The sequence below is a fragment of the Marinobacter sp. NSM genome (assembly GCF_052380025.1).
Lineage (GTDB): Bacteria > Pseudomonadota > Gammaproteobacteria > Pseudomonadales > Oleiphilaceae > Marinobacter.
Genome location: NZ_JBQTCK010000001.1, coordinates 538,469 through 563,187, shown reverse-complemented (window position 1 = coordinate 563,187; position 24,719 = coordinate 538,469). Strand labels below are relative to the sequence as shown.

The following is a 24,719-nucleotide window of genomic DNA, read 5'->3' as shown; positions in this document are numbered from 1 at the left end:
GCTGATCTCAGAGGCAGAGAAAGCATTTCATGAACGAAGAACTACCGGATCTTGTTGCCCGTTTCCGCGTACGCCACGGCCTGTTTCGCAAGGAAACCGTGGAAGTTCGCCTTTATGAGCTCGACAGCTACGGTTGTGTGATGAAAACCGACAAGCTGTTCAAGCCCGGTGATACCATTACACTCGACCTTATTATGGATATGCCGTTTGAAGAAATCCGCGCCGAGGGTGTTACCGGACTGGTTACCGAAAAGAGAAAGCACTGTAGCAACTTCTTCTACTCGATTGATTTTTTTCAACTTGAATCCGGAGATAACTCCCCTCTTTCGGAAAAGCTACGCCGAATTCGTGAAGTGCTTCTGAAGAAGCAGAGCCTCAAGTCCAGAAGAAGCTCGAATACGACAAACGGAATGAGGCAATTGGCCTGATACACCGTTCCACCGTTCTTTCCCCCTCTGTAAGGAGACGTCCTATGGCAAAGAAAGCCAAACCCAGTGTTGATAAGATTGTCAAAAAAGTGAACAAAGAGTTCGAGAAAACCACGGCTCAGATTGAAACACTCATCAATGATGCCCTGAAACAGTTCGACCACCTGCAGCATCAGGTTCAGGATCCGGTTCGTAAACTGCTCAAGGAAATGGACGAACTCCGTGAGCGTGAGGTAAAGCGCTTCAATGAAGAGTTCGAGCGCCGGATGAACGAATTCCACGAACTGCAGAGCTCATTGCTGGACAAGCTGGGTATTGCAGCCAAGGAATCTGGCAAAGACGTCAAGAAAGCCGCAGACACCACCGCCAAAAAGGCCACTACTGCCGCGAAAAAGGCAACAAGTGCAAAGCCTGCGGCCAAGAAGCCAGCTGTGAAAAAGCCGGCTGCCAGCAAGGCCAAACCTGCTGCCGCCAAAAAGCCTGCAGCAAAGAAGCCGGTAGCAGCCAAAACCGCCAAGCCGGCGGACAAATCTGACCTGACCCGCATCAAGGGTATTGGCCCGGCAACGGCAAAGAAAATGAAAGATGCCGGCATTACATCCATCGACCAGATCGCCAACCCGAGCGATGCCGATAAACAGAAACTGGAAGCCTTCAAGAGCATCAAAGGGTTCAGTGAGCTGTCTGCTGAGGCCAAGAAAGTCATCTGATGCAAACACCCGATCAACCTGTATTACGGGACATCGTCCTGGTAGGTGGCGGGCACAGCCACGTCGGGGTCCTCAAGCGATTCGCCATGAATCCGGTTCCCGGCGTTCGGCTTACTCTCATATGCCGTGATACCCACACCCCCTACTCCGGCATGCTTCCCGGTTATGTGGCGGGGCATTACAGCTATGACGATGTGCATATTGATCTGAGCCGACTGGCAGAATACGCCGGTGCCCGGTTCTACCGTGCGGAAGTGTCTGGCATTGACCGTGCGGCAAAACGGGTGATCTGCAAAGGCCGCCCGAATGTTCCCTACGATATCCTTTCGATCAACATCGGTTCCTCTCCCCGGGTTTCCGAGGTAAACGGTGCGGCGGAACATGCGGTACCGGTGAAACCCATCACCGGGTTCAACAACCGATGGTTATCGCTGCTGTCCCGCATCGAGAACCACGATGGACCCATGACCATCGCCGTGGTGGGTGCCGGTGCCGGCGGCGTGGAACTCACTCTGGCCATGCAGTTCCGCTTACGCAATGAACTGGCTAATCAGGGCAAAGACCCGAACCAGCTGCACTTTCATCTGTTCGATGCTGCAAACGAGATTCTGCCCACCCATAATGCCAAGGTTCGCGCGGTTTTCCGGGACAAACTGGTTCGCCAAGGCGTAAAGCTGCATCTGGGCGGTGCTGTTTCCCGGGTGGACGCAGGGCTGCTGGCCACCGAATCCGGCCAGACACTGCAAACCGACGAAGTGCTATGGGTTACCCGCGCCGGTGGCCCGTCCTGGCTGGAATCTACTGGCCTGGAGCTGGATGATGGCCTGTTTATCCGGGCCCGGGACACCCTGCAGACCGAGAACGACGACCACATTTTTGTGGCCGGCGACATCGCCAACGTGGTGAACCACCCCCGTGAAAAAGCCGGAGTGTTTGCCGTGCGCCAGGGGCGGCCTTTGGCGGATAACCTCAAGCGGATGGCCTTGGGCAAACCACCCAGACCGTTCAATCCCCAGAAAACCTGGCTGGCGTTGATCAGCACCGGTGACCAGTTCGCCGTCGCTTCCAAAGGCAATTACGGGTTTTCGGGCGCCTGGGTTTGGCGCTGGAAAGACTGGATTGACCGCCGGTTCATGAAGGAATTCACTGACCTGCCGGCCATGGAAGACAGCGCAAGATTACCAGACACCTCGGCCGCCCAGAATCCCGAAGAAGCCTCCCAGGCCATATCAGCCGTTGCCATGCGTTGCGGCGGTTGTGGCGCCAAGGTTGGTAGCACAGTGCTGTCCAGGGCGCTGGGCGAGCTGCGCCCGATTGAGCGCGACGACATCCTCATTGGCCTGCACGCTCCGGATGATGCTGCGGTGGTGAACGTGCCACCGGGTAAGGCCGTGGTACACACCGTGGACTTCTTCCGGGCGTTCATTGATGACCCTTACATCTTCGGAAAGGTAGCCGCCAATCACAGCTTGGGTGATGTATTTGCCATGGGCGCGGAAGCCCAGAGCGCTACGGCGGTGGCGACTGTCCCTTTTGGTATCGAGTCAAAAGTGGAAGATACCGTGTTCCAGATGATGTCGGGTGCGGTGGAAGTCCTGAATGAGGCTGGTTGTGCATTGGTCGGCGGCCATACCGGCGAAGGTAAGGAGCTTGCGCTCGGGTTCGCCGTCAATGGCTTGATCGATCCGGACAAAGTCATGAGCAAGGGCGGCCTTCGAGCCGGTGATGTATTGCTGCTGACCAAACCCATTGGTACCGGAACCCTGTTCGCGGCCCATGCCCGCCTGACGGCCAAGGGCCGCTGGATTGATGCCGCGCTGGCCTCCATGGTGCAGTCCAATAAAGCCGCTGCTGAGTGCTTGCTGCGCCACGGGGCCCGGGCCTGCACCGATGTCACCGGTTTTGGCCTGCTGGGGCACCTGGTGGAAATGACCAAGCCTTCCGGTGTCGATGCCGAGCTGGACCTGACCGCTATCCCCATTCTGCCTGGTGCGGAAGAAACCGTGGCGGCCGGGATTTTGAGCTCTTTGCAGCCGGCGAACGTAAGGCTGCGCCGGGGTATCCGGGACCAGGGCGACTGGGTTAACCACCCCCGGTATCCCCTGATCTTTGATCCGCAAACCGCTGGAGGACTTCTGGCCAGCGTGCCCGTAGCCGTGGCGGAAGCTTGTGTCAGGGAGCTCAAGGTCATGGGCTACCCCCACACCGCGATTATCGGCCGGGTACTCGCTCAGGATGAAAACGGCCCGATAGAACCCATTACCCTGCGGGATTAACCGCAGCGAGCGCCAGCGCCACGGCCTGCTCCAGGCTCTGGCGTTCGCGCTCCGGGGTAAAGGTTTCTGCCAGCTCATTCACGCAGGCGGCCAGTTGTGCCAGAAATTCCGGCTCACTTTCGGCCTTGCGCATCAGCCGGGCCAACGCGGCCTCATCCTTGACCGGATAATACCCGGGGTAGTGCTCACCCAACAGACCACGGTTACCCGGAATATCAGAAGCCAGAATGGGCAACCCTGCCCTGCAGGCTTCAGACACCACATTGGCCCCGCCCTCCATCACAGAACTGATCACCATCAGGCTGCTCACGGCCATCAGATTTTCCAGCTGCGCTTTATCCAGTTCTCCCAGCCAGTGGAAACGAGGGTTATCCTTGCTTTCGCTCATTGCCCGTTCCCGCCACTCATCGTTGTGCGGCTTTCCGGCACAGGACACAACGATGGCAGACTCCTCCGGTAATAGCCGGCTAGCCCAAGCGGCACGCAGGGAATCCTTCTCATCCCTCAGGTGACCGATCACGCAGATATTGAACTGACCTGGCTCTGGCCGGGACCCGCCGCGAACCGCCGGCTTGGCGGCGGACTGCCGCAAGGTAAGCAGCTTGTGCCGGAGGGTTTCAGGAATGTCCTGGCCAACAAGATCATGCAAGCCAATCAGTACCGATGCCGCTGCCATAGAGGCATGGGTTGGTTCCGGGTATTCGTACTGGTGATGATAGATGTCGGTGCCGGTCAGGGCGACGATCAGTGGTTTTTGAGGCCATTCGGTGTGGAACTGTTGGATCGCGCCGGCGCTTCGCCAGGCATGAAGGGCTATTAGCAGGTCTGTCGGCTCTCCGTCATAACCTGTAACCACCGTCACCTGATGGCCAGCCTGCTCCAGCAACTGCTGCCATCGCAAGGCGGTTGCGCGGTTCCCCGCTTTTGAGTCCGGCCCCGCCGGGGTAAGAATGCTAATATTCATAGGCCTGCCAGGAAGATATTACACAATTCTGTCGCTCTGAATGCTCCGGGTAAAGACTTCTACCGTATATCGGTTCAGACTTGACGGTAATCACGTTATCCTCTGCAGGTCCCAATCCCCAGCAACATCATCACCCTCTTTGTAGAAGGAAAGATTATGATCACCAAGCAAATACGGAAATGGCTTGTTTCCGGTTTCCTGATCCTGCTTGCCTCTGGCACTGTGTCTGCACAAACGTTTGTCTTTACCGCGATTCCCGATGAGGACGAAACCAAACTCGTAGAGCGCTTCCGCGGCATTGCGGATTACCTGTCGGAGCAACTGGAGGTAGATGTACGCTATATTCCGGTTAAGTCCTACGCCGCCGCCATTTCTGCATTCCGCAACAACCAGGTACAACTGGCTTGGTTTGGCGGGTTGTCGGGTGTTCAGGCCCGTGCATTGGTTCCCGGCTCAGAAGCACTCGCCCAGGGCGTTGAAGACCAGGCGTTTTACAACTACTTCATCGCCCACAAGAGTACTGGTCTTGAGCGCAGTGACGAATTGCCCGAGGGCGTTCGCGGCAAAACATTCACGTTTGGCTCCAAGGGCTCTACCTCTGGCCGCCTGATCCCCGAGTACCATATCCGCCAGCGTTTCGGCGAAGCGCCGGAATCGGTGTTCAGCCGTGTTGGTTACAGCGGTAACCACACCCGTACATTAAGGTTGGTCGAATCCGGCACTTATGAAGTCGGCGCTCTCAACTACAAGGTTTGGGAAAAGGAACTGGAAGACGGCAACATCAATACAGACGATGTCCGGATTATCTGGAAGACCCCGGGCTTCCCCAACTACCAGTGGACCATCCGTGGCGACGTTGATGCCCGATTTGGTGAAGGCTTCAAGGACAGGGTTCGTCAGGCCCTGCTTGATCTGGACGACCCCGCGCTGCTGGAGAGCTTCCCCCGTGAAGGCTTTATTCCTGCTTCCAACGATGATTACGAGCCCATTCGCAGCGTTGCCAAAGACATTGGAATCATCGATTGATGTCAGGCTTTTCATTTGATCAGCTAAAGGCAAGTTTTGGAGACAAGCGGGTGATAGGCCCGCTGTCTCTTAAGGTAAACGATGGTGAGCATGTGGCCCTGGTGGGTAAGAGCGGTGCCGGTAAGTCCACGCTGATCAAACTGCTGTATGAGCGCCTGACCCGCGACGCCTCGCTGGTCCCCCAGGGGCTTGGTCTGGTCAACGCACTACCGGTGTTTCACAACGTGTTTATGGGCCAGCTGGACCAGCACCCGCTGTGGTACAACACCCTTACCCTGCTCCGGCCGTTCCGCAAGGACCGCGCCGTCATCAGCGACCTGCTGAATCAACTTGGCATTGCTGAAAAGCAATGGTCACCCACGGCCTCGCTGTCTGGTGGCCAGCGCCAGCGGGTTGCCATTGCCAGGGCTCTGTACAGGCATGCTCCGATACTGCTCGCCGATGAGCCCATCTCTGCCCTGGACGGCCCTATGGCGCATCTGGTTATGAGTGCGTTGACAGAGCGCTTCCATACCAGCGTGATTGCACTCCACGATGTGGATATGGCCCTTGCCTACTGTAACCGGATCGTGGGTATTCAGGATGGCCAGGTGGCACTGGACCAACCGGCCAGCAAACTGAACGCGTCTGATATCATGACGCTTTACTGACAGGCAGCGCCGGCACCCCATGTTCTCCTACCCCACCGTTCGCGCCAGCTTTCTGTTTCTTGCCATCGCCGTGGCAGGCCTGCTGGTGGCCGACATTGCCATTACCACCGCCAACCCCTGGCGGGATCTTGGGCAATTCTTCCTGGGAGTGGTTACCCCCAATTTCTTCAGTACCGAAGGTCTGTTAACCGCTCTGCTACGCACGGTTGCCTTTGGTTTTGTGGGCGTCACCCTTGGCAGTTTCTTCGGCTTCCTGCTGGCGCTATTGTATCGTTTCATGCCGGTACGGATTTTCTGTGCGTTCATCCGTGCAATCCATGAGCTGTTCTGGGCGCTGATCTTCCTTCAGTTCTTTGGCTTTCACCCGCTGACCGGTGTGTTGGCGATTGCCATCCCCTACGCCGGCATCTTTGCCAAGGTGTATTCAGAAATCCTGGATGAGTCTGACCCGGAACCGGCGCAACTCCTGCCCAAGGGCACCCACGCCATTGCCGCCTTTCTGTACGCCAGGATACCCGACTGCTGGGTTCAGCTGCGCACCTACACCGCCTACCGCCTTGAATGCGGTTTGCGGTCTTCCGCTATCCTCGGGTTTGTCGGGCTGCCTACCCTTGGCTTCTATCTGGAAACATCGTTCTCCCAGGGCATGTACTCCGATGCCGGGGCGATGCTTATTCTGTTCTATGTTCTGATCGCTACCATGCCGCTCTGGGTAAGGCCCAAGGCACTGCCTGTCTACATCCTGGCCGCACCGTTCTTTCTGGGAGAGGGATTTCCGATTGTCTGGGGTAACGTTGAGCGTTTCTTTACCGAAGACATAGTGCCGGCGCCGTTACGCAATGGTGAAGGCCTGGCGTCTTTCTCCAACTGGCTTGGCGATGTGATGGTCAGCGAGGCCCTGCCTGGAATATGGAACACGGTGGTGCTCACCCAGATAGCGTTGGTGGCCACCGGAATATTATCGCTACTGGCATTCCCGCTGATCTCGAAACACTTTGGCGGGCCGGTGCGCCGCACCTCCGGCCACGTGTTTCTGGTGATTGCCCGTTCCACCCCGGAATACATCCTGGCGTACATTCTGCTGCAACTGTGGGGCCCATCCATGTTGCCGGCAGTGGTGGCCCTGGCACTGCATAACGGCGGCATCATCGGGCATCTGATTGGCCGCCAGACCAACACCATTCACCTGCGCCCGGACGCCCCACAGGGTTTCACCCGCTACAGCTGGGAACTGGTGCCCCGGGTTTATCGATCGTTCCTGGCGTTTCTGTTCTACCGGTGGGAAATCATCATGCGGGAAACCGCGATTCTGGGCATTCTGGGCATCTACACCCTGGGATTCTATGTGGATTCCGCCATCCAGAACATTCAGTTTGACCGCGCCATGATCCTGATACTGATCACGGCCTTGCTGAACATTGGCGTTGATATCCTCGGCCGTTACATACGTCGCAAACTGGCACTGCAAACCATGCCCACCTGCTAAGACGCTGGGATACCGTTCACAATTTCAGAGTAAGCCACGAGCTTTTATCCGTTCTGCTGGCCAGTTGGCTCGCCATTCGGTTACACGCTGTTACAATTCGCAGTATCAGCAGTTAACCGAATGTTTGAAAGGCAGGCACACCCATGATGGTCAATGGACTGGTCGTTATTACCCAAGTTGGGCTCGTGATTTTGATGGCTTTGCTGGGATTGCGAATGTTCTCGCTCATTCGACAGGAATCCACGGTTCAGGGTGGCGTTATTGCCAATCGCGGCGGCATTGAGGGTGCGCGGTTTACTCAATCGCCCGCCCCGGAACACCCTGCCCGGCCGAAGTCGGAATCAACATCGGTGGTGTCTTCCGACAAAACGGAACTGTTTACCAAGTTGCATATCCTGGCCGCCCTGCAGGAGCGTGACTGCCGGGTCAAAGGACTTGCGCTAACAGAGGCTCCAGAGGTGGTGCACGCCTACACGGCCGCCTGGCTGTACGGTGCCGCCTGCGCCCTTAGCCCACGTGCCAATCGCCATAACGGCGCCCTCGCAGGGCTGGTTGCCAGAATCGTGCATCGGAAAACCGGGATCCGCCAGCCGGCGGCCATCCAGGCCATCGCCACCCTTACCTCGAGCAGCGAACGACTGGCCTGTTATCGTGCAGGGTTGGAAGGCGCGGAATTCTGGGCGGAGCATCAGTTCGTGCCACCGGAATTCAGCCTCTATGAAGTCGTAACCGGCAACGCCTTTATTTGACCGTTGCCAATTCCCATTCAGTGCCGAGGGCAACGACCTGCCGGCCGGTATCATCTTCTTCGGGAGTGCCGCTGACACTGGGCTTGGTGAAGGTGCCGTCGTCAGTGTAGGTCATCGACTGCACGTCTACTGAGCGCACAAGCCAGGTTCTACCGTTAGCGGTTACCCGGGCTCGATGAGACAGGCCAAAAACAAACCGGCAGTAATCCAGTTTGAGCTGCAACAGATCCTGCTCGGCTTTCGTAATCTTGCGCAGCAGAACCTTCTGAACACTTTCCCCGTAATCCATCACTTTTCCCTGGAAACCACTGTAATTTTCCAGGATTTAACTATTTTTGCGCTTTGAACACCAGTGTCCAGGGCACATTTTCCAATCTTTCCTGGCCATCCTGAAGATCGATTCGCCAGATCATGTCGGCGCCGGTAGTGCAGAACGGTGCGGTAAACCTCGCCTGGTACTCGAGCGGAGCTTCCCGTACCAGCGGCACCGGATACTCCCCCATGTACATCGATTGGCCTTTAAGGACAGCCAGAAAGCGATCAGGCGCCTTCGGAACGGAAACCTGAAGAACATATTCCATGCCCTGGGCGCCCTCTTCTACCTCCTGCAACCTCAGTCGCCATTCGCCATCCTGGGTGGTCCAGCTACAGGCACCTGCCAAAAGATCGCACTCGGGATGGTCAGCGGTGTCACCCGTTGTATCGAGCAGGCGCGAACCGAACAGTGTAAGAACAATTGCTCCCACCACTAAACCTACAATCACGATGGCTCGTACCATTCTCCGCCCCTGCCTGTTCCGAAATGGGCATTATGGGGATAAATCCCGACATAGCAAAGGTTTCTAAACTGCTGCCAGCATGAGAAAATGTCGGGCTTTCTGGTTTGAGTCACCCCAAAAAACAGGACACGCCCGTGCAACCGGACATTTCCGTAAAGCACTTGAATAAGATCTACGGCGACGGCTTTCAGGCCCTGAAAGACGTCAACCTGGAAATCTTCCCCGGTGAGATTTTCGCTTTGCTTGGCCCCAATGGCGCCGGCAAAACCACCCTGATCTCCATCATCTGCGGCATCGTGAACAAAGGCGACGGCGAAGTAAGAGCGGCCGGCCACGATATCGTGAAAGACTACCGTAAAGCCCGGGAGGCCATCGGCCTGGTTCCCCAGGAGCTGAATACCGACTCCTTCGAGACAGTCTGGCATGCGGTGTCGTTCAGCCGCGGGCTGTTTGGAAAACCACCCAAGCCAGCCCACATCGAAAAGGTATTGAAAGACCTTTCACTGTGGGACAAGCGCAACAACCGCATCATGTCGCTTTCAGGGGGCATGAAACGCCGAGTGATGATTGCCAAAGCGTTGTCTCACGAGCCTCGCATCCTGTTCCTGGATGAGCCCACCGCCGGGGTGGATGTGGAGCTGCGCCGGGATATGTGGGAGATGGTGCGCAAACTGCGTGAGACCGGTACCACCATTATTCTGACCACCCACTACATCGAAGAAGCCGAGGAAATGGCGGACCGCATCGGTGTTATACGCCAGGGCGAGATCATCCTGGTGGAAGACAAAGATCGCCTGATGTCCAAGCTCGGGAAGAAAGAGCTTCGCCTGCATCTCCAGAACAAGCTCGACAAGATTCCCGGCGAGCTTACCCTGGAACCGGTGGAACTGTCAGACGACGGTTACCAGTTGATCTATACCTTCGACGCCCAGCAACAGCAGGCCGGTGTTGCCCGCCTGCTTCGTACCCTCGGGGATCTGGGTATCGAATACCGGGATCTGCAAACCCGGGAAAGCTCGCTGGAAGAAATATTTGTTGGCCTGGTGCACGAATAACCGCCGGCACGAATGGAGAGCGCAATGAATCTGTACGGTGTAAAAGCAATCTACAAGTTCGAGATGGCGCGCATGAAACGCACCGTCATGCAAAGTGTGCTGTCGCCGGTGATCTCCACCTGCCTGTATTTTGTGGTGTTCGGCTCGGCTATCGGTTCTCGCATGGGCGAGATCGGCGGTATCGACTACGGCGCCTACATCATCCCCGGGCTGGTGATGCTGTCGCTGCTGATGCAAAGCATCTCCAACGCCTCCTTCGGTATCTACATGCCCAAGTTCTCCGGCACTATCTACGAGGTGCTGTCTGCGCCAGTCTCCTATTTCGAGATTGTGCTCGGCTACGTGGGCGCCGCCGCCACCAAGGCTGTCATCCTCGGCCTTATCATCCTGGCCACCGCCCGGCTGTTCGTGGATTACTCGGTTCTGCATCCATTCTGGATGCTCTCGTTCCTGGTACTGACGTCCATTACCTTCAGCCTGTTCGGTTTCATCATCGGCATCTGGGCGGACGGTTTTGAAAAACTGCAGATTGTACCCATGATGATTGTCACGCCTCTGGTGTTCCTGGGCGGCACCTTCTACTCCATCGACATGCTGCCCGACATCTGGCAAACCATCAGCCTGTTCAACCCGGTGGTGTACCTGATCAGCGGTTTCCGCTGGGCCTTCTATGGCGTGGCAGATGTGCATGTGGCGATCAGCGTGGGCATGACCCTGGTCTTCCTCGCCCTATGCATGATTGCCGTGTGGTGGATCTTCAAAACCGGTTACCGGTTGCGCACATGAACCCGTGGCGGATTGCCGCTGTCGTCACGCTGGTGGCGACAGGCTGGGCGCCGGCAGGGTTGGCCGACGCGCCAGAAACACTACCCACGGTTGAGGCCTGCTTCCTCTCAGACAGCCAACACCATACAGTGGTGCTTGAGGTGGCCAGTAAGGACAAGCAACGGCAACGGGGACTGATGAACAGAACCACACTGGCAGAGGATGCCGGCATGTTGTTCACTTACCAGGCTGAACGCTCAGCCAACCATGGGTTCTGGATGTACCAGACCCTGATTCCCCTGGACATCGCGTATCTTGATCAACAGGGCGTTATCGTGAGCACACGAACCATGACTCCCTGCCCCTCATCCGAAGGCCGGAACTGCCCTACTTATCCCTCAGGGGAACCGTTCTGGAATGCAGTGGAAATGAACGAGGGGTACTTCGCCGCCCGGAACATAACCCCGGGCGACCAACTGCTCTGGCCAGCAGCAGAGGCTTGCCAGCCATAGGCAGGATAGGGTTATCGGTGCTTCCAGTCCGGATCGCGCTTTTCCAGAAAAGCCGAGATCCCTTCCCGGGCATCATCCGTGCAGGCGTTCGCCGCCATCACCTCAGCGGTGTATTCATAGGCGTCCGATAACGGCATTTCCAGTTGGCGATAGAACGCAGATTTGCCAATTTTCAGGGTATGCCCGGACTTACTGGCAATCGTTGCCGCCATTCGGTACACCGTCTCATCCAGAACGTCGGCAGCGACCACCCGGTTGACCAGCCCGATGGCTTCCGCCCTGGGCGCATCAATCATCTCCCCGGTCAGCAGCATTTCCATGGCGTGCTTGCGGGAAACGTTTCGGGACAACGCCACCATTGGCGTGGAACAGAACAAGCCAATATTCACGCCGGGGGTGGCAAACCGGGCCCCCTGCTCCGCCACGGCCAGATCACAGCTGGCAACTAACTGGCAACCGGCCGCCGTGGCTACCCCGGCCACCCTGGCGATCACCGGCTGCGGCAGGTTCACGACCTGCTGCATCACCTTGCTACATTGCTGAAACAGTGCCAGTTGGAATTCATGGCTGTCGAACTGCGAACGCATCTCCCGAAGATCATGCCCCGCGCAGAATACGTGCCCCTCGGCAGCCAGCACCACCACACGGGTTTCGGAATCCTGTTCTATAGCTGTAAAAACATCTGACAATGCCTCCAGCATGGCCATCGACAGACTGTTTCGCCGCTCCGGATGGCTCAGCGTTACGGTGGTGATGCCATTCTCCGTGCGCTGCCGCACCAGATTACCGGTTGCTTGTGTCATAGCCTGCTCCTCCCTCAAAACACTTCCGGGCAGTATCACCAAACCCTGCACCTGTGTCGAACCGACCTTCGGACAATGCTTGTAATTACCGCCAGAGCCCTCAGGGTAATAGGAGGCGAACGCAAACAGGAGAATCTATGTCTCGCAATGTACTGATCAAAATAGCACTTCTGGTCCTGATCCTGGGTGGTGCTCTCATGGTATTGATAAAAGATGACCCCAGGGTGCCCACCGGCGATATCAACCAGGTACGCCCGGTAATGCCGGCCCAGGAATCACAGTACCAGGAGCCCGAGGAAAGAGCTGAGCAGGATCAGTGATGAATTGAGTGGCAACTTCCTGAAGGCTGACTACAAGCCTGAGGGAACCCTTGGGACATGTCCGTATTATTTACACCAACATCCGGAATCGCCTGTGTTCAGGGGCGCGCTTCTCGCTTTACTTTTGTTAATCCGAGGAATTTCAACCCCAGGCACTCCAATTGCTGATGTATCTGTGTATGCCTCGGAAGCGCTATTCCGATCGCGACACAACAACGACATGCTCACAGGGAGTGCCTCTCATGATTAAACAACTACTGGTTGCCGGTGCAACCGCCGCGATGTTGTCTGTAGGAACGGCAAGCGCTGCCGTTATTAACCTCACCAGCGTTACCGGTTTGTGGACTGCCACCACACCCGTCTTTCCGGATGTAACTGGCCAGAACACCAACGAAATCCGTTGGGGTGTTCCTGCCTCGTCTGGTGGTCAAAGCGGCTACCGTTTTGACAGTGCAGCGACACCGGCTTTAGTAAATGAAGATGTCGCCTTTAACCTGGGCACGTTCACGCACTTCAATTACCCGATCTACGAACCCGCACTCACCTCCGCACAGTTAACCGTTCACTCAACCCTTGAGATCGATGGCGTTGAAGAAACGGTTATGTCGGTGTTCGAGTTCCTCCACTGGGAAACACCAAACGAAGACCGGACCTGCGCAAATGGTGGTGCGAACTACTCGGGTGTTAACATCAACGGCTGTGCAGATCGGGTTACCTTCGCACTGAACGTGGGGGCCTCCGACAGCTTCCTGATTGGTGGCGTTAACTACTTTGTCGACATCGCCGGTTTCTTCTACGACGGCGCACTGGCCGACGAGTTCTGGACCAAGGAAAAGAAATCCAATACCGCCATGTTGAAAGGCTTGATCACCTCTAGGCCGGTATCGGTACCGGAGCCTTCCACCCTGGCCTTGCTTGGCCTGGGCCTGCTGGGACTGGGTGTTCGCCGCAAGGTGCGCCAGGCTGCCTGATTTCGAGGCACAGTGACGCAGTGAAAGCCGCTTCTTGATTCAAGGGGCGGTTTTTTTGTGTCCGGATTTAAGCAAAGAGAAATAATAGTGGTGCCCGGAGCCGGAATCGAACCGGCACGGCCTTGCGGCCGAGAGATTTTAAGTCTCTTGTGTCTACCAATTTCACCATCCGGGCATCGGAGGGGAGATTCTTGAAGGGCGGAATTGTATAAGGCCCGATGACGTAACGCAATTCCGTTCCACTCCCAAAGCCCTCATCGCTCATTTTCTCGCCAACTTGAATCAAACCGGCTTGGTGGCGCGCCCTTTGTAGATAAAACCGGCTATTTTCGGCGCATTGGGCATGTACAGGTTTTCCAGTTCCTGAATCTCAAAGCCGGCCTGGCGAATAAGATCTGCGATCTGGCGGTTGAGGTGGCAGCCACCCGCAAGCATTTTCCACCCGGGGGTTATGCGATGCTGCCATTTTCGGATGGTTTCATGGGCTGCCTCCCCGTGCTCCAGGAACAGCAGGTCGCCGCCTGGCTTGAGTACTCGTTTCATCTGCAACAACGCCGCTCGCCAGTCCGGGATAGTGCAGAGTGTGAATGTCAGCAAAACCGTATCCACGGAGTTATCTTCCAGCGGTATCTTCTCGCCGGGCAGGTCCAACCACTCCACGGTAATGTGCGAGCGATTAAGGTTTGGTAATGCTTTGCGCCTCATCCCTTCCGATGGCTCCAGGCCATAGACCATTTCAACCTGGCTCTGGTCATAAAACTCCAGGTTAATACCGGAGCCCATGCCAACCTCAAGCACTTTGCCACGGGCCCTCGGTACAATCTGGCTACGCAGTTTCATCACCTGCCCCATGGAGCATGCCTTATCGATAATGTGGGGTAGCACTCTATCCTCGTAAAAGCTCATGCGGCTCACCATAATTGTTTTTGATAAAGGGGTGCGACAAACTGCCCTATCCATTATTGCTACAATTTGCGTAGCATCGTAATTAACTGCCGGTAATAACAATAGACAAGAAGAGCCAAGGCAGCGGCTGAACGGGCTCGCTGACCCGTTTTTTGACTATGTTTGAGTTACCGGAGGTACTATGGAACTCGATCCTCTCATCCTATCGCGAATCCAGTTCGCGTTTGTCGTGTCTTTTCACGCCATTTTCCCGGTGTTTTCCATCGGTCTGGCGTCTTTCATTGCTGTGCTTGAAGGCTTGGCGTTCAAAACCGGCAATCCGCTGTGGGAAAAACTGTCCACCTTCTGGACCAAGGTATTTGCCGTGGTATTCGGGATGGGAGTGGTATCCGGCATCGTGATGTCGTTTCAGTTCGGTACCAATTGGAGCAACTTCTCCCAGGCCTCAGCCAACTTCCTTGGCCCCATGCTCAGCTATGAGGTAATCACGGCATTTTTCCTGGAGGCCGCATTTCTGGGTGTGCTGCTTTTCGGTCGTCACAAGGTACCGGCGGGTGTTCACTTGTTCGCAGCCATTATGGTGGCGGTTGGCACCTTCATCTCGTCATTCTGGATACTGTCTGCCAACAGCTGGATGCACACACCCGCTGGTGTGGAGTTGAGAGAAGGCGTATTCCATGTGACCTCCTGGTCTCAGGCGATATTCAATCCCTCCTTCCCCTACCGGTTCGCCCACATGGTAATGGCGTCGTTCCTGACAGGGGGATTTGTAGTGGCTGGCGTCAGCGCCTGGTACCTGCTTCGTGGACGTGAGGTGGAAGCTAACCGCAAGGCTTTGTCCATGTGCTTGTGGATGCTGCTGTTCCTGGCCCCGACACAGGCGGTTATTGGTGATCTTCATGGCTTGAATACCATGGAGCATCAACCGGTCAAAGTAGCCGCTATGGAAGGCAATTGGGAAACCTCCCGTAACGTGCCATTGCTGCTGTTCGCCATTCCAGATCAGGAAAACCAGACCAACCGGTTCGAGATTGGCATACCTAACCTGGCCAGCTTTATCCTGACCCACGAATGGGACGGTGAGGTGCCCGGCCTGAATGAGGTTGCCGTAGAAGAACAGCCACCCGTAGGCATCGTGTTCTGGTCTTTCCGGGTAATGGTTGGCCTGGGGCTGTTGATGATTGCCTTTGCCTTCGCCGGCCTGGTGCTCAGACGCAATGGCGCCTATTACCAGAAACGGTGGTTCCTTCAGGGGTTGCGGTTCATGAGTATCACCCCGTTTATTGCGGTGATTGCAGGATGGTTCGTGACTGAAATTGGCCGTTCACCCTGGTTGGTGTATGGCATGATGAACCAGGCCGAGGCGCTGACGCCGTCGCTTACTGGAGGCATGGCCCTGTTCACCCTGATTGGCTATGTCGTGGTGTATGGACTTGTCTTCAGCGCAGGCGTCTACTATCTGCTACGGGTGCTCTACGTGGGGCTGGAAGACGAGGATGAAGGTGAGTACGAATCGGACCGCCCTGCGCGCCCCCTCTCTGCCGCCCATGTGCCGTTTGAAATTGAATCCGGCTCAGGTGCCGCTAGCCATGCCCGTCCGGCCGATGATAAAGGAGGTCTTTGATCATGGAACTTTTTAACCTGTCTTTGATCTGGGCATTCATTATTGGCTTTGGCGTCATTATGTATGTGTTGATGGATGGATTCGATCTGGGTGTCGGCATCCTGTTCCCCTTCGCCCCGACTGAGACCGACCGAGACACCATGATGAATACCGTGGCGCCGGTATGGGATGGCAACGAAACCTGGCTGGTGCTTGGTGGCGCCGGCTTGTTGGCAGCTTTCCCGCTGGTGTATTCCATCATCCTTCCTGCGCTCTATATTGGCGTGTTTCTGATGCTTGCCGGATTGATTTTCCGGGGTGTGGCCTTCGAGTTTCGGTTTAAGGCTCGAACCTCCCGCTATCTCTGGAACTGGGCCTTTGCCGGCGGCTCCACCATCGCTGCGTTTGCTCAGGGGGCTGTGGTTGGCGCCTATATCCAGGGCTTTGAAACCACTAACGGTGCCTACTCTGGTGGCGCGCTGGACTGGCTGACACCCTTTACGGTGTTGACCGGTCTTGGCCTGCTTGCCGGTTATGCCTTGCTGGGCTCCACCTGGCTTATCCTGAAGACGGAAGGTCGGTTGCAGGAGTGGGCATACCGCATCACCACGCCGCTGCTGATTGCTGTACTGGTAATCTTCGCCATCATCAGCGTATGGACCCCGTTCGTGGATGACATGGTGCGTGAGCGCTGGTTTGATCACATCACAGTAATCTGGGTTCTGCCGGCACTGACTCTGCTCTGTGCGTTCCAGATCTGGCGCTCGGTTCGCAATCGATTCGAGGGCATGCCCTTTGTAGCGACCATGGGGCTGTTCATCACCACTTACCTTGGCTTGATTGTCAGCCGCTGGCCCTATGTGGTTCCCCCGGAGTACACCCTGTGGGATGCCGCCTCCGCCTATGAATCGCAGCTGTTCCTGCTGCTGGGGCTGCTATTCGTTATCCCCATCGTGCTGACTTACACCGCCTGGACCTACTGGGTATTCCGCGGCAAGGTCCGTGCTGGTGAGGGGTACCACTGAGTGGCGGAACCGGCTCAGGCTGATATTCGCCAATGGCTTTCCGGGCTCGCCCGAAAAAACCAGCGGTGGATTCGCGCCACGGTCGTAGCCGGAGCACTGGTCGGGCTGGCAACCATCGTTCAGATGGCTCTGCTGGCCTGGCTGGTGCATCAAATCGTCATTGAGGGCCAGAATGCGCCTACTCTCGCACCCTGGTTCGTCGCCCTGGTGGCCACACTGCTGGTTCGCACGCTGAGCCAGGGTTTCCAGACACAGTTTGCGGCACGCTGCAGCGAACAGGTGCGGCGCGATGCCCGACGACAGATTCACCGCCACTGGCGGGATGCCGGCCCGGTAGCGCTCGCCGACAGCTCCACCGGCACTCTGGCCCGGGAATGGCTGGACCATGTGGAAGCCTTGCATGGTTACTTCGCCCGCTTCCTGCCGCAAATGTCGTTGTCGCTGATTGTTCCACTGGCCATTCTGATTCTGGTGTTCTGGCTGGACTGGCTTGCGGGCATTTTTCTACTGCTTTCCGCGCCGCTGATTCCGATCTTCATGGCACTGGTGGGAATGGGTGCCGAGAAGGTCAACCAGCAGCATTTCGAGACCATCAGTCGATTATCTGGCCAGTTTCTGGACAAGGTCCGCGGCCTCACAACCCTGCAATTGTTTCGTCAGACGGAGGATGCTTCCCGCACCCTGCATCGGCGGTCTGACCAATACCGCAAGATCACAATGAAAACCCTCAAGGTGGCCTTTCTGTCTTCCGCTGTACTGGAGTTTTTTGCCTCCGTCGCCATTGCCGTTATTGCCATCTACATTGGTTTTGGTTTGCTGGGCTACATCACTTACGGCCCCAGCGCGGACCTCACACTTTTTTCCGGGTTATTGATTCTGTTGCTGGCGCCGGAGTTCTTCCAGCCGCTGCGAACGCTGTCGCAACACTACCACGACCGGGCCGCCGCCCTTGGCGCCGGCGCTGAAATCCTTGCTCGACTGGCAACCCCCGTTGGCGGGGAGCCTGCATCCGACAAGCCCGCATCGTTGCCGGATCATGGTCTTAGCCTGGAAAACGTCACCCTCAGCTACCAGGGCGGCAAGCCGGTACTCGCCAACCTTGACCTGACAATCGAGCGTGGAAAAGCGGTTGCGCTGACCGGGGCCTCCGGAGGCGGAAAGTCCTCTTTGCTGCACTTGCTGGCTGGGTTTATCCAGCCAGATAGCGGTACCATCAGTGTGTTCGGCCAGGCACCCGGCCAGTGCCCGTTTGGCTGGCTTGGCCAGCGCGGATTCTGGATACAGGGCTCCTGGGCAGACAACCTCCGCCTGACCAGTCCGGAGGCCTCAGACATTGCCATTGAGAACGCGCTGCGCCTGGTGGGCCTGGGCAGTGTGCTTGAAAGCCGGGACCAGGGTATTCACAGTTTGATTGGAGAAGATGGCCAGGGGTTGTCCGGCGGGCAGGCTCGCAGGCTGAGCCTGGCACGTATTTTCCTGGCGGATTACGACTTGATCCTGCTGGATGAACCCACATCCGGGCTCGACGCGACAAGCGAGATTCTGGTTCTGGAAGCGCTTCACAAGCTGGCGGAAGCAGGCAAAACGCTTGTCTTCTCAACGCACCACCAGGCCCTGCTGGCCCTCGCGGACCAGGTGCTGATTGTCAATGACGGCGAGGTTCGCCATGCGTGAGCTCAAGCCCTGGCTGGACCTGATTCTTCAGCGGCGCGGCCGCCTGGTGGTTGGTGCCCTGTTGTTACTGGCTACCCTGCTCTCCGGTATCGGGTTGTTGGCCTTGTCGGGCTGGTTTCTGACCGAGACCGCACTGGTGGGCCTGCTGCTGGCCGCTGGCACACAAGCCTACATCAACCTGTACGTTCCGGGCGGCGGCATAAGATTTTTCGCGGTGTCCCGCACGGTCTCCCGTTATCTTGAACGGGTATACAACCACAACACGGTACTGCAGTTGCTAACCGATATTCGTGTTGCCCTGTTTAACCGAATGGCCGAAGCCGGCCACCGTGACCGGGGCCAGAAATCTGGCGCCCAGTGGTTATCCAGGCTAACGGCAGATGTGGATGCCCTGGATACCCTGTACCTTCGGGTGATTGCGCCCACGGCCCTGGCCGGGGTCGTCAGCGTGTTGCTGGTGCTTAGCGCCTGGCTGCTGTTCTCGGGTTCATTGGCCCTGATACTTCTGGTAATGATGGCGACGGCTATCTTGCTTTCCAGCTGGCGAGTGTTCGCCGGTACACAACACTTATCAGGCCAGCTAAGTGATCAGCAGGAGAAACTCCGTGGCGATGTTATCGAGCACCTGGAAGGCTTTGCCGAGCTCACTGCGGCCGGGCGCACGGGCAAGCACTCCGGCCGTTTGATGAGGCAAGCGCTGTCATTGTCCAGAACCCAGGCCAGGGTGGATAGCCATGCTGGATGGCACCAGGCAGCCACACAGTTAATCGTGAATCTGGCGGTTGTGGTGACACTGTGGGTTGGTATTGCCCTGTTTGACCAGGGATCGGTAACCGGCCCCGTGCTGGTTCTGCTGCCCATCGCCCTGATGGGACTGCTGGAAGTCTATGCCATGCTGCCCGATGCCTTCGCCAAGCTCGGCGCCACTCTGTCTGCAGCCCGGCGTCTGAACCAGGAGGTGCGGCTCGCTCCGGGAACCGAGTATTCTTCAGCCTTTGACCGGCATCCGGGAGAAACCACCGCTAATGCACTGGAAGTGCGGGATCTCTCGGTTGGCCACCCAGGGCTGCCGCCGGTTCTGACCCATTTCAGCCTCAAGGTTGGCGCGGGAGAACGCCTCGGTATTGTTGGCGCCTCGGGCTCCGGTAAATCCACCCTGGCGGATACCTTCGCCGGCGTGATTCCGCCCCGGCAAGGGGAGCTCGCCTCCCTGCCCTGCGCCTATCTCACACAGGCAACGGTGGTGTTCGAAGACACGGTTAAAGCCAACCTGTTATTGGGCAACCCCAATGCTACCGATGGCGATCTCTGGCGTGTTCTGGAACTGGTAGAGCTGGCAGACAGGTTTGCCCGTGAAACGGAAGGTTTATCCACCTGGCTGGGCAGTGCCGGTAACCGACTTTCTGGTGGTGAGGCAAGGCGGCTCGTGCTGGCGAGGGTTCTGTTGAGCACAGCTCCTCTGGTGATTCTGGATGAACCGTTTACCGGCGTGGATACAGACACCAGGGAGCGCATCGCTCCCCAGATCAATCGATGGCTGGAAGATCGGGCGGTCATCTGCCTGGGGCATGGACCGGAGGCGCTATTGCCTTCCTCCGGCCATGTCCTGCACCTGAACTGACCCTCAGCGGGTTTCCAACACGTCGAAAGTCAGGCCCGCTTTGCTGGTCAGGCGCTCCAGCAGTTTGCCATCCAGCATGGAAGCCGGCGTCCAGAAGCCGCCCTGGTCGTCGTCTGACAAATCAAACGCCAGGCACAGGCCTGCCTCGCCCAGCATCTTGGCTGTGGAACCGTAGCCTGGGTCCCGATCGCCGGTGACTTTGGTGATGATGGTCTTGCCGTCTGTCGTACGCCCCACAAAACGCAGGTCATAGAATCCGTTTTCCTGGTCTTCCGGGCTTGGGCCCTCACCAGGCTTGGGCACCAGCTTCTCAACCACCCACCGGGTTGGCTTGATGGCGGAAGCGGTAAAGAAAGCGCCAAGCGCGGCGGTGATGCCGTAAGCAGTCAGGCGGCCTTTGGCGCCCTTTCCGGTCATCATGGCTTCGTCGTAGGTGAACTCCTGACCGTAACGGGCCTTCTGAAGCGCGTTTGAACGGTGCACTACGCGGGTGTTGATGGCACCCATCACAAACGGCGCCAGCCACACGTCAAATTCTTTGTCGTACTCTGCGGTTTTCAGGCTGGGCTGACGTACCTTCGAACGGTGGCCCTCCGGGCAAATCGAGAAGGGATTGGCCAGCTCCTTGCGCAGTTTCGGATCCGCGCCGGCTTCTTTGGCCACGTTAATCATGGATGCCACGGTGCCACCGGACAAACCACCCTTGGCGACCTTAACCCGCATGCGCACATCCTGGCAGGTCTTGCCGAAGGCTTTCTCAGCCTGCTGCTGCAGGAACCACACCCCCATATCGGACGGAATCGAGTCGAAACCGCAGCAATGGACAATTCGTGCACCGGTTTTCCTGGCCTGGGCTTCATAGCCCTCGATCATCCGGCGAATCCACTGCACCTCACCGGTCAGGTCGCAATAATCGGTGCCAGTGTCCACGCAGGCCTTGATCAGCGGTTCACCATAAAGGGCGTATGGGCCAACGGTGGAGATCACCACGCGGGTCTGCCGGCACATGCCCGCCAGTGCCGAATCGTCGGCCGCGTCAGCTACCAGAACCGGCAAGTCTGCAGCCTGCGCACCAAGTTCGGCTTTGAGGGCATTCAGCTTGCCCTCTGAACGGCCAGCGATAGCCCATTTCACCTTGCCGGCCGCGCCATAGTTCTCTACCAGGTATCGGGTCAGAATCTGGCCCACAAAGCTGGTGGCACCAAATACCACCAGATCATAGTCTGCCTGCTTGGAATTCGTCATTACATGTCCTTTTTGGTTTGCGTGTACGAATATCTCGGATCGGTCAGGGTTGGCGAGATGCTTTTGCTGCCATCAGCACCATAAATACGGCCACTCCCAGCCCCCAGAAGCCGTTAAGAATGAGACCACCTACCCAAGTCTGGGCTGATACTGCCAAACCCTTCATCGGAAAGACAACCAGCATCGCTACGGCGGTTGGGCCGACGGCACCCAGTATCACATGGCCGAGCCAATACAACGCTCCTTTCAGGCGGCCGGCGATGGCCCATATCGCGACACCCCATAACCCGCCGAAAAATGCCAGGGAGATCACCGATGGTACCCCCAATGGCGGCACGGGAGTAAGGTTAAATGGCGCTACGGGTACGGCACCTGCCAGGTAAAACACGGCAAATAGCCCCTGATGGAAAATCAGTGTTGCCAGAAAGCCCGCAACAAACGCCTTTATCCAAACCATATTGGATTCCTTTCGAGTTTCACTGAATTGATGGTAACAGGTTTAAAACCGGCACGACTTTCCCGGATACACCATGACAGGCGTCCGGCCGGCCAATCGTTTGTCATACAGCTTGTTGCACACTGTGGCGCATAATGACACAAGTGTGGAGGCATCCCTTGATCATCTTTCTGACCATCACAAGCCTGATATTGCTGGCCATCAGCGGTCTGCTGCTTTGGCAACTGCTTGAACAGCGCAAAATGATCAACAACATGCTCGAAAACGAAGATATCAGTGATATCCATCGCGAACCGGAACTGGTGCTTACGTTGAGGGTGCTGGATCCGATTGCCCTGGCAAAGCGCGAATCGCGAACCGGCCGGGCGCTGGCAGACAGACTGCCGGTTATGACCCGGAAAATGGTCTATCAGGAAGTCATGAAAGAACTGGAAAGCGAGCTGTTTGAGCGGGATATCGACGTCGAAATGCACATTGAGTATCGCTGAGGAGCACGGCTATGGTCTCTCAGGTTCTAATCATCATTTGCCTCGCCGGCGCTGCAACGCTTCTTTTTTCGGGGTTCCGTCTGTCGAACCAAACCCGAAAACGGTTACTGATCCTCAATGCCCATCGAATTGCGGCCCGGAGCGCCATCCAGAAGAGCAGGATGGACCTGGCGGAAGTGCGCAACCGGGCCCGACTTCTTGAAGATACCGTCTCAGGCGGCGCTTCTGCGGTTGAGAAGGTTCATAAGGCGATAGCGAACACCACCTTCGGTCTGATCGACATGTTCTCCAAGGATGAGGAGTTCAAAGACAGCACCCGCAAAGCCCGGCAAACCCATCACCAGAAAAGTGAGCAGGTTTATCAGGCGGTGAGAACCACCAATCGCGCCCTGCACATCCTGGCAGACACACTGATTATCAGCAAAGCGGAAAAGCGCATTGCGTCAAAACCAAAAAAGGCGCCCTGAGGCGCCTTTTTTGATCGAACTATCAGAAAGTTACAGGACTTTCTTCAGCTCTTCTTCCAACTGCGGTACGGCTTCAAACAGATCCGCAACCAGGCCGTAGTCGGCTACCTGGAAGATCGGTGCTTCTTCGTCCTTGTTGATCGCAACGATCACCTTGGAGTCAGACATACCTGCCAGGTGCTGGATGGCACCGGAGATACCTACCGCGACATACAGCTGCGGTGCGACGATCTTACCGGTCTGGCCAACCTGCATGTCGTTGGGTACGAAGCCGGCGTCAACCGCGGCGCGGGATGCACCAACGGCAGCGCCCATCAGATCAGCAACCTGTTCCAGCATCTTGAAGTTGTCGCCGTTCTGCATGCCACGACCACCGGAGACTACGATACCGGCAGAAGCCAGATCCGGGCGGTCAGACTGGGCTTTCTCTTCCCCAACGAAGGAAGACAGGCCAGCGTCTTTAACAACGTCCAGCTGCTCAACGGAAGCGGAGCCACCTTCAGCGGCTACCGGATCGAAACCGGTCGGGCGTACAGTGACAACCTTGATGGCGTCGCTCGCCTTAACGGTTGCGATAGCATTACCAGCGTAGATCGGACGAACAAAGGTGTCCTCGGATTCCACGCGGATGATGTCAGAAACCTGAGCAACGTCCAGCAGCGCTGCAACGCGCGGCATGAAGTCTTTACCGGTAGTACCGGCAGCAGCCAGAATGTGGCTGTAGCCCTTACCAACTTCGGCAACTAGCTCGCCCAGGTTTTCGCCCAGGAAGTGGCCGTAAGCTGCGTTGTCGGCAACCAGTACTTTGTTCACGCCTTCTGCCTTGGCAGCGGCTTCAGCGACGGCGCCTACGTTCTCACCGGCAACCAGCACGTCGATGTCACCACCGATGGCCTTGGCAGCCGCTACAACATTCAGGGTAGCCTGCTTGAGGCTGCTGTTGTCGTGTTCAGCAATTACCAGGATGCTCATTTAGATCACCTTCGCTTCGTTCTTCAGTTTGTCCACCAGCTCAGCTACGTCAGCCACCTTGATACCAGCCTGGCGTGCAGCCGGGGCTTCGACCTTCAGGGTGGACAGGCGCGGGGCGATTTCAACACCCAGATCGGCGGGGCTAACGGCTTCCAGCGGCTTCTTCTTGGCCTTCATGATGTTCGGCAGAGAAGCGTAACGCGGCTCGTTCAGGCGCAGGTCAGTGGTGACAACCGCAGGCAGGTTCAGAGCAACAGTCATCAGACCGCCGTCTACTTCACGGGTTACGTTAACCTTTTCGCCATCAACAACCACTTCGGAAGCGAAAGTGCCCTGGCCCATGCCAGTCAGAGCAGCCAGCATCTGGCCGGTCTGGTTGTTGTCGGAATCGATGGACTGCTTGCCTAGAATAACCAGCTTCGGCTCTTCTTTCTCAACGACAGCCTTCAGCAGCTTGGCCGCTTCGAGGGACTGAACTTCTTCGTCAGTCTCGATGTGGATACCACGGTCAGCACCCAGAGCCAGAGCAGTACGGATTTGCTCCTGAGCAGCTTTCGGTCCAATGGATACAACAACGATTTCACTGGCAACGCCCTTCTCTTTCAGACGAACCGCTTCTTCAACAGCGATTTCGCAGAATGGGTTCATTGCCATCTTGACGTTGGCGAGGTCAACACCGGTGTTGTCCGGCTTGACGCGCACCTTCACGTTGTAGTCGATAACTCGTTTTACAGCGACCAGAACCTTCATAGATTCCTCGTTCTTCT

27 protein-coding genes and 1 tRNA gene are annotated in these 24,719 nt (G+C 57.0%); 18 read left to right on the top strand and 10 right to left on the bottom strand.

Annotated features, from left to right (window positions below):
* The first annotated feature begins 29 nt into the window (after positions 1-29).
* Genes ACTZWX_RS02685 through selD form a run of 3 tightly spaced genes read left to right on the top strand, consistent with a single transcriptional unit; the run spans position 30 to position 3,414 of the window.
* Entirely contained in the window at positions 30-428 is a 399-nt protein-coding gene (locus ACTZWX_RS02685) for a hypothetical protein (protein ID WP_444712634.1), read from the top strand.
* A 44-nt stretch (positions 429-472) separates the two neighbouring features.
* The gene (locus tag ACTZWX_RS02680) at positions 473-1,138 is read left to right on the top strand and encodes a helix-hairpin-helix domain-containing protein (protein WP_061332910.1); all 666 of its coding nucleotides are present in this window, start codon (positions 473-475) and stop codon (positions 1,136-1,138) included.
* Complete coding sequence (selD, locus tag ACTZWX_RS02675; protein ID WP_444712633.1) at positions 1,138-3,414, top strand: selenide, water dikinase SelD; 2,277 nt, start codon at positions 1,138-1,140, stop codon at positions 3,412-3,414. Before ACTZWX_RS02680 ends, selD begins: the two co-directional genes overlap by 1 nt.
* Here selD and senB read toward each other — a convergent pair.
* A complete protein-coding gene (gene senB / locus ACTZWX_RS02670; RefSeq protein WP_444712632.1) occupies positions 3,398-4,378 on the bottom strand; it encodes a selenoneine biosynthesis selenosugar synthase SenB in 981 nt (326 codons plus the stop codon). The genes selD and senB overlap by 17 nt on opposite strands.
* 156 nt (positions 4,379-4,534) lie before the next feature.
* On the opposite strand from senB, the gene ACTZWX_RS02665 reads away from it, so the two are divergent.
* From ACTZWX_RS02665 to ACTZWX_RS02650, 4 genes are all read left to right on the top strand, one after another.
* Entirely contained in the window at positions 4,535-5,404 is an 870-nt protein-coding gene (locus tag ACTZWX_RS02665) for a putative selenate ABC transporter substrate-binding protein (protein WP_444712631.1), read from the top strand.
* Positions 5,404-6,054: an ATP-binding cassette domain-containing protein gene (locus ACTZWX_RS02660; protein ID WP_152438149.1), complete on the top strand. Its 651-nt coding sequence runs from the start codon at positions 5,404-5,406 to the stop codon at positions 6,052-6,054. Before ACTZWX_RS02665 ends, ACTZWX_RS02660 begins: the two co-directional genes overlap by 1 nt.
* A gap of 19 nt (positions 6,055-6,073) precedes the next feature.
* Complete coding sequence (locus ACTZWX_RS02655; protein WP_444712630.1) at positions 6,074-7,540, top strand: PhnE/PtxC family ABC transporter permease; 1,467 nt, start codon at positions 6,074-6,076, stop codon at positions 7,538-7,540.
* A 215-nt stretch (positions 7,541-7,755) separates the two neighbouring features.
* On the top strand, positions 7,756-8,289 hold the full coding sequence (locus ACTZWX_RS02650) for a hypothetical protein (RefSeq protein WP_444712629.1): 534 nt from the start codon (positions 7,756-7,758) through the stop codon (positions 8,287-8,289).
* Here ACTZWX_RS02650 and ACTZWX_RS02645 read toward each other — a convergent pair.
* Both ACTZWX_RS02645 and ACTZWX_RS02640 read right to left on the bottom strand, forming a co-directional pair.
* The gene (locus ACTZWX_RS02645; protein WP_444712628.1) at positions 8,282-8,578 is read right to left on the bottom strand and encodes a hypothetical protein; all 297 of its coding nucleotides are present in this window, start codon (positions 8,576-8,578) and stop codon (positions 8,282-8,284) included. The genes ACTZWX_RS02650 and ACTZWX_RS02645 overlap by 8 nt on opposite strands.
* 40 nt (positions 8,579-8,618) lie before the next feature.
* On the bottom strand, positions 8,619-9,068 hold the full coding sequence (locus ACTZWX_RS02640) for a hypothetical protein (protein WP_444712627.1): 450 nt from the start codon (positions 9,066-9,068) through the stop codon (positions 8,619-8,621).
* Between the two features lie 134 nt (positions 9,069-9,202).
* Between ACTZWX_RS02640 and ACTZWX_RS02635 the strand changes: the two genes are divergently transcribed.
* Genes ACTZWX_RS02635 through ACTZWX_RS02625 form a run of 3 tightly spaced genes read left to right on the top strand, consistent with a single transcriptional unit; the run spans position 9,203 to position 11,400 of the window.
* Positions 9,203-10,123, top strand: coding sequence for an ABC transporter ATP-binding protein (locus tag ACTZWX_RS02635; RefSeq protein WP_444712626.1), 921 nt, complete (start codon positions 9,203-9,205; stop codon positions 10,121-10,123).
* A gap of 24 nt (positions 10,124-10,147) precedes the next feature.
* Positions 10,148-10,909 carry an ABC transporter permease gene (locus tag ACTZWX_RS02630; protein ID WP_061332900.1) on the top strand — a complete coding sequence of 254 codons (762 nt, stop codon included), beginning with the start codon at positions 10,148-10,150 and terminating at the stop codon, positions 10,907-10,909.
* Positions 10,906-11,400 (top strand): DUF192 domain-containing protein, encoded by a 495-nt coding sequence (locus ACTZWX_RS02625; RefSeq protein ID WP_444712625.1) that lies wholly within the window; start codon positions 10,906-10,908, stop codon positions 11,398-11,400. The genes ACTZWX_RS02630 and ACTZWX_RS02625 overlap by 4 nt, the downstream gene beginning before the upstream one ends.
* Positions 11,401-11,411: 11 nt before the next feature.
* Here ACTZWX_RS02625 and ACTZWX_RS02620 read toward each other — a convergent pair whose 3' ends face one another.
* Positions 11,412-12,203, bottom strand: coding sequence for an enoyl-CoA hydratase (locus ACTZWX_RS02620; protein WP_444712624.1), 792 nt, complete (start codon positions 12,201-12,203; stop codon positions 11,412-11,414).
* A 137-nt stretch (positions 12,204-12,340) separates the two neighbouring features.
* Between ACTZWX_RS02620 and ACTZWX_RS02615 the strand changes: the two genes are divergently transcribed.
* A complete protein-coding gene (locus tag ACTZWX_RS02615) occupies positions 12,341-12,523 on the top strand; it encodes a hypothetical protein (protein ID WP_319634434.1) in 183 nt (60 codons plus the stop codon).
* Between the two features lie 242 nt (positions 12,524-12,765).
* Positions 12,766-13,494, top strand: coding sequence for a THxN family PEP-CTERM protein (locus tag ACTZWX_RS02610; protein ID WP_444712623.1), 729 nt, complete (start codon positions 12,766-12,768; stop codon positions 13,492-13,494).
* 88 nt (positions 13,495-13,582) lie between these two features.
* Here the strand turns inward: ACTZWX_RS02610 and ACTZWX_RS02605 are convergent.
* Positions 13,583-13,669 (bottom strand) — tRNA-Leu (locus tag ACTZWX_RS02605).
* 107 nt (positions 13,670-13,776) lie between these two features.
* Complete coding sequence (locus ACTZWX_RS02600; RefSeq protein WP_444712622.1) at positions 13,777-14,400, bottom strand: class I SAM-dependent methyltransferase; 624 nt, start codon at positions 14,398-14,400, stop codon at positions 13,777-13,779.
* A gap of 181 nt (positions 14,401-14,581) precedes the next feature.
* Here ACTZWX_RS02600 and ACTZWX_RS02595 point away from each other — a divergent pair, with 181 nt between their 5' ends.
* Genes ACTZWX_RS02595 through cydC form a run of 4 tightly spaced genes read left to right on the top strand, consistent with a single transcriptional unit; the run spans position 14,582 to position 20,323 of the window.
* On the top strand, positions 14,582-16,024 hold the full coding sequence (locus ACTZWX_RS02595; RefSeq protein ID WP_444712621.1) for a cytochrome ubiquinol oxidase subunit I: 1,443 nt from the start codon (positions 14,582-14,584) through the stop codon (positions 16,022-16,024).
* 2 nt (positions 16,025-16,026) lie between these two features.
* Positions 16,027-17,028: a cytochrome d ubiquinol oxidase subunit II gene (gene cydB / locus ACTZWX_RS02590; RefSeq protein WP_444712620.1), complete on the top strand. Its 1,002-nt coding sequence runs from the start codon at positions 16,027-16,029 to the stop codon at positions 17,026-17,028.
* Positions 17,029-18,702: a thiol reductant ABC exporter subunit CydD gene (gene cydD, locus ACTZWX_RS02585; protein ID WP_444712619.1), complete on the top strand. Its 1,674-nt coding sequence runs from the start codon at positions 17,029-17,031 to the stop codon at positions 18,700-18,702.
* A complete protein-coding gene (cydC, locus tag ACTZWX_RS02580) occupies positions 18,677-20,323 on the top strand; it encodes a thiol reductant ABC exporter subunit CydC (RefSeq protein WP_444712618.1) in 1,647 nt (548 codons plus the stop codon). Before cydD ends, cydC begins: the two co-directional genes overlap by 26 nt.
* A gap of 3 nt (positions 20,324-20,326) precedes the next feature.
* On the opposite strand, the gene ACTZWX_RS02575 is transcribed toward cydC, so the two are convergent.
* On the bottom strand, positions 20,327-21,568 hold the full coding sequence (locus tag ACTZWX_RS02575) for a saccharopine dehydrogenase family protein (protein ID WP_444712617.1): 1,242 nt from the start codon (positions 21,566-21,568) through the stop codon (positions 20,327-20,329).
* A 43-nt stretch (positions 21,569-21,611) separates the two neighbouring features.
* Positions 21,612-22,025 carry a hypothetical protein gene (locus ACTZWX_RS02570; RefSeq protein WP_444712616.1) on the bottom strand — a complete coding sequence of 138 codons (414 nt, stop codon included), beginning with the start codon at positions 22,023-22,025 and terminating at the stop codon, positions 21,612-21,614.
* 158 nt (positions 22,026-22,183) lie between these two features.
* On the opposite strand from ACTZWX_RS02570, the gene ACTZWX_RS02565 reads away from it, so the two are divergent.
* Both ACTZWX_RS02565 and ACTZWX_RS02560 read left to right on the top strand, forming a co-directional pair.
* Positions 22,184-22,513 carry a hypothetical protein gene (locus tag ACTZWX_RS02565; RefSeq protein ID WP_444712615.1) on the top strand — a complete coding sequence of 110 codons (330 nt, stop codon included), beginning with the start codon at positions 22,184-22,186 and terminating at the stop codon, positions 22,511-22,513.
* Between the two features lie 11 nt (positions 22,514-22,524).
* Positions 22,525-22,980, top strand: coding sequence for a hypothetical protein (locus ACTZWX_RS02560; RefSeq protein ID WP_058089792.1), 456 nt, complete (start codon positions 22,525-22,527; stop codon positions 22,978-22,980).
* Positions 22,981-23,010: 30 nt separating this feature from the next.
* On the opposite strand, the gene ACTZWX_RS02555 is transcribed toward ACTZWX_RS02560, so the two are convergent.
* Both ACTZWX_RS02555 and ACTZWX_RS02550 read right to left on the bottom strand, forming a co-directional pair.
* On the bottom strand, positions 23,011-23,952 hold the full coding sequence (locus ACTZWX_RS02555) for an electron transfer flavoprotein subunit alpha/FixB family protein (protein WP_444712614.1): 942 nt from the start codon (positions 23,950-23,952) through the stop codon (positions 23,011-23,013).
* The gene (locus tag ACTZWX_RS02550; RefSeq protein WP_444712613.1) at positions 23,953-24,702 is read right to left on the bottom strand and encodes an electron transfer flavoprotein subunit beta/FixA family protein; all 750 of its coding nucleotides are present in this window, start codon (positions 24,700-24,702) and stop codon (positions 23,953-23,955) included.
* Positions 24,703-24,719: the final 17 nt, after the last annotated feature.

Excerpts from the sequence above, each read along its gene's own strand:
- ACTZWX_RS02625 (WP_444712625.1), top strand. The coding sequence starts at position 10,906 with ATGAACCCGTGGCGGATTGCCGCTGTCGTCACGCTGGTGGCGACAGGC.
- ACTZWX_RS02575 (WP_444712617.1), bottom strand. The coding sequence starts at position 21,568 with ATGACGAATTCCAAGCAGGCAGACTATGATCTGGTGGTATTTGGTGCC.
- ACTZWX_RS02660 (WP_152438149.1), top strand. The coding sequence starts at position 5,404 with ATGTCAGGCTTTTCATTTGATCAGCTAAAGGCAAGTTTTGGAGACAAG.
- cydC (WP_444712618.1), top strand. The coding sequence starts at position 18,677 with ATGACGGCGAGGTTCGCCATGCGTGAGCTCAAGCCCTGGCTGGACCTG.
- ACTZWX_RS02655 (WP_444712630.1), top strand. The coding sequence starts at position 6,074 with ATGTTCTCCTACCCCACCGTTCGCGCCAGCTTTCTGTTTCTTGCCATC.
- ACTZWX_RS02570 (WP_444712616.1), bottom strand. The coding sequence starts at position 22,025 with ATGGTTTGGATAAAGGCGTTTGTTGCGGGCTTTCTGGCAACACTGATT.
- ACTZWX_RS02615 (WP_319634434.1), top strand. The coding sequence starts at position 12,341 with ATGTCTCGCAATGTACTGATCAAAATAGCACTTCTGGTCCTGATCCTG.
- ACTZWX_RS02665 (WP_444712631.1), top strand. The coding sequence starts at position 4,535 with ATGATCACCAAGCAAATACGGAAATGGCTTGTTTCCGGTTTCCTGATC.
- ACTZWX_RS02595 (WP_444712621.1), top strand. The coding sequence starts at position 14,582 with ATGGAACTCGATCCTCTCATCCTATCGCGAATCCAGTTCGCGTTTGTC.
- ACTZWX_RS02620 (WP_444712624.1), bottom strand. The coding sequence starts at position 12,203 with ATGACACAAGCAACCGGTAATCTGGTGCGGCAGCGCACGGAGAATGGC.
- ACTZWX_RS02560 (WP_058089792.1), top strand. The coding sequence starts at position 22,525 with ATGGTCTCTCAGGTTCTAATCATCATTTGCCTCGCCGGCGCTGCAACG.
- ACTZWX_RS02550 (WP_444712613.1), bottom strand. The coding sequence starts at position 24,702 with ATGAAGGTTCTGGTCGCTGTAAAACGAGTTATCGACTACAACGTGAAG.
- ACTZWX_RS02555 (WP_444712614.1), bottom strand. The coding sequence starts at position 23,952 with ATGAGCATCCTGGTAATTGCTGAACACGACAACAGCAGCCTCAAGCAG.
- ACTZWX_RS02640 (WP_444712627.1), bottom strand. The coding sequence starts at position 9,068 with ATGGTACGAGCCATCGTGATTGTAGGTTTAGTGGTGGGAGCAATTGTT.
- ACTZWX_RS02610 (WP_444712623.1), top strand. The coding sequence starts at position 12,766 with ATGATTAAACAACTACTGGTTGCCGGTGCAACCGCCGCGATGTTGTCT.
- selD (WP_444712633.1), top strand. The coding sequence starts at position 1,138 with ATGCAAACACCCGATCAACCTGTATTACGGGACATCGTCCTGGTAGGT.
- cydB (WP_444712620.1), top strand. The coding sequence starts at position 16,027 with ATGGAACTTTTTAACCTGTCTTTGATCTGGGCATTCATTATTGGCTTT.
- ACTZWX_RS02650 (WP_444712629.1), top strand. The coding sequence starts at position 7,756 with ATGTTCTCGCTCATTCGACAGGAATCCACGGTTCAGGGTGGCGTTATT.
- senB (WP_444712632.1), bottom strand. The coding sequence starts at position 4,378 with ATGAATATTAGCATTCTTACCCCGGCGGGGCCGGACTCAAAAGCGGGG.
- ACTZWX_RS02685 (WP_444712634.1), top strand. The coding sequence starts at position 30 with ATGAACGAAGAACTACCGGATCTTGTTGCCCGTTTCCGCGTACGCCAC.
- ACTZWX_RS02680 (WP_061332910.1), top strand. The coding sequence starts at position 473 with ATGGCAAAGAAAGCCAAACCCAGTGTTGATAAGATTGTCAAAAAAGTG.
- ACTZWX_RS02630 (WP_061332900.1), top strand. The coding sequence starts at position 10,148 with ATGAATCTGTACGGTGTAAAAGCAATCTACAAGTTCGAGATGGCGCGC.
- ACTZWX_RS02645 (WP_444712628.1), bottom strand. The coding sequence starts at position 8,578 with ATGGATTACGGGGAAAGTGTTCAGAAGGTTCTGCTGCGCAAGATTACG.
- ACTZWX_RS02600 (WP_444712622.1), bottom strand. The coding sequence starts at position 14,400 with ATGAGCTTTTACGAGGATAGAGTGCTACCCCACATTATCGATAAGGCA.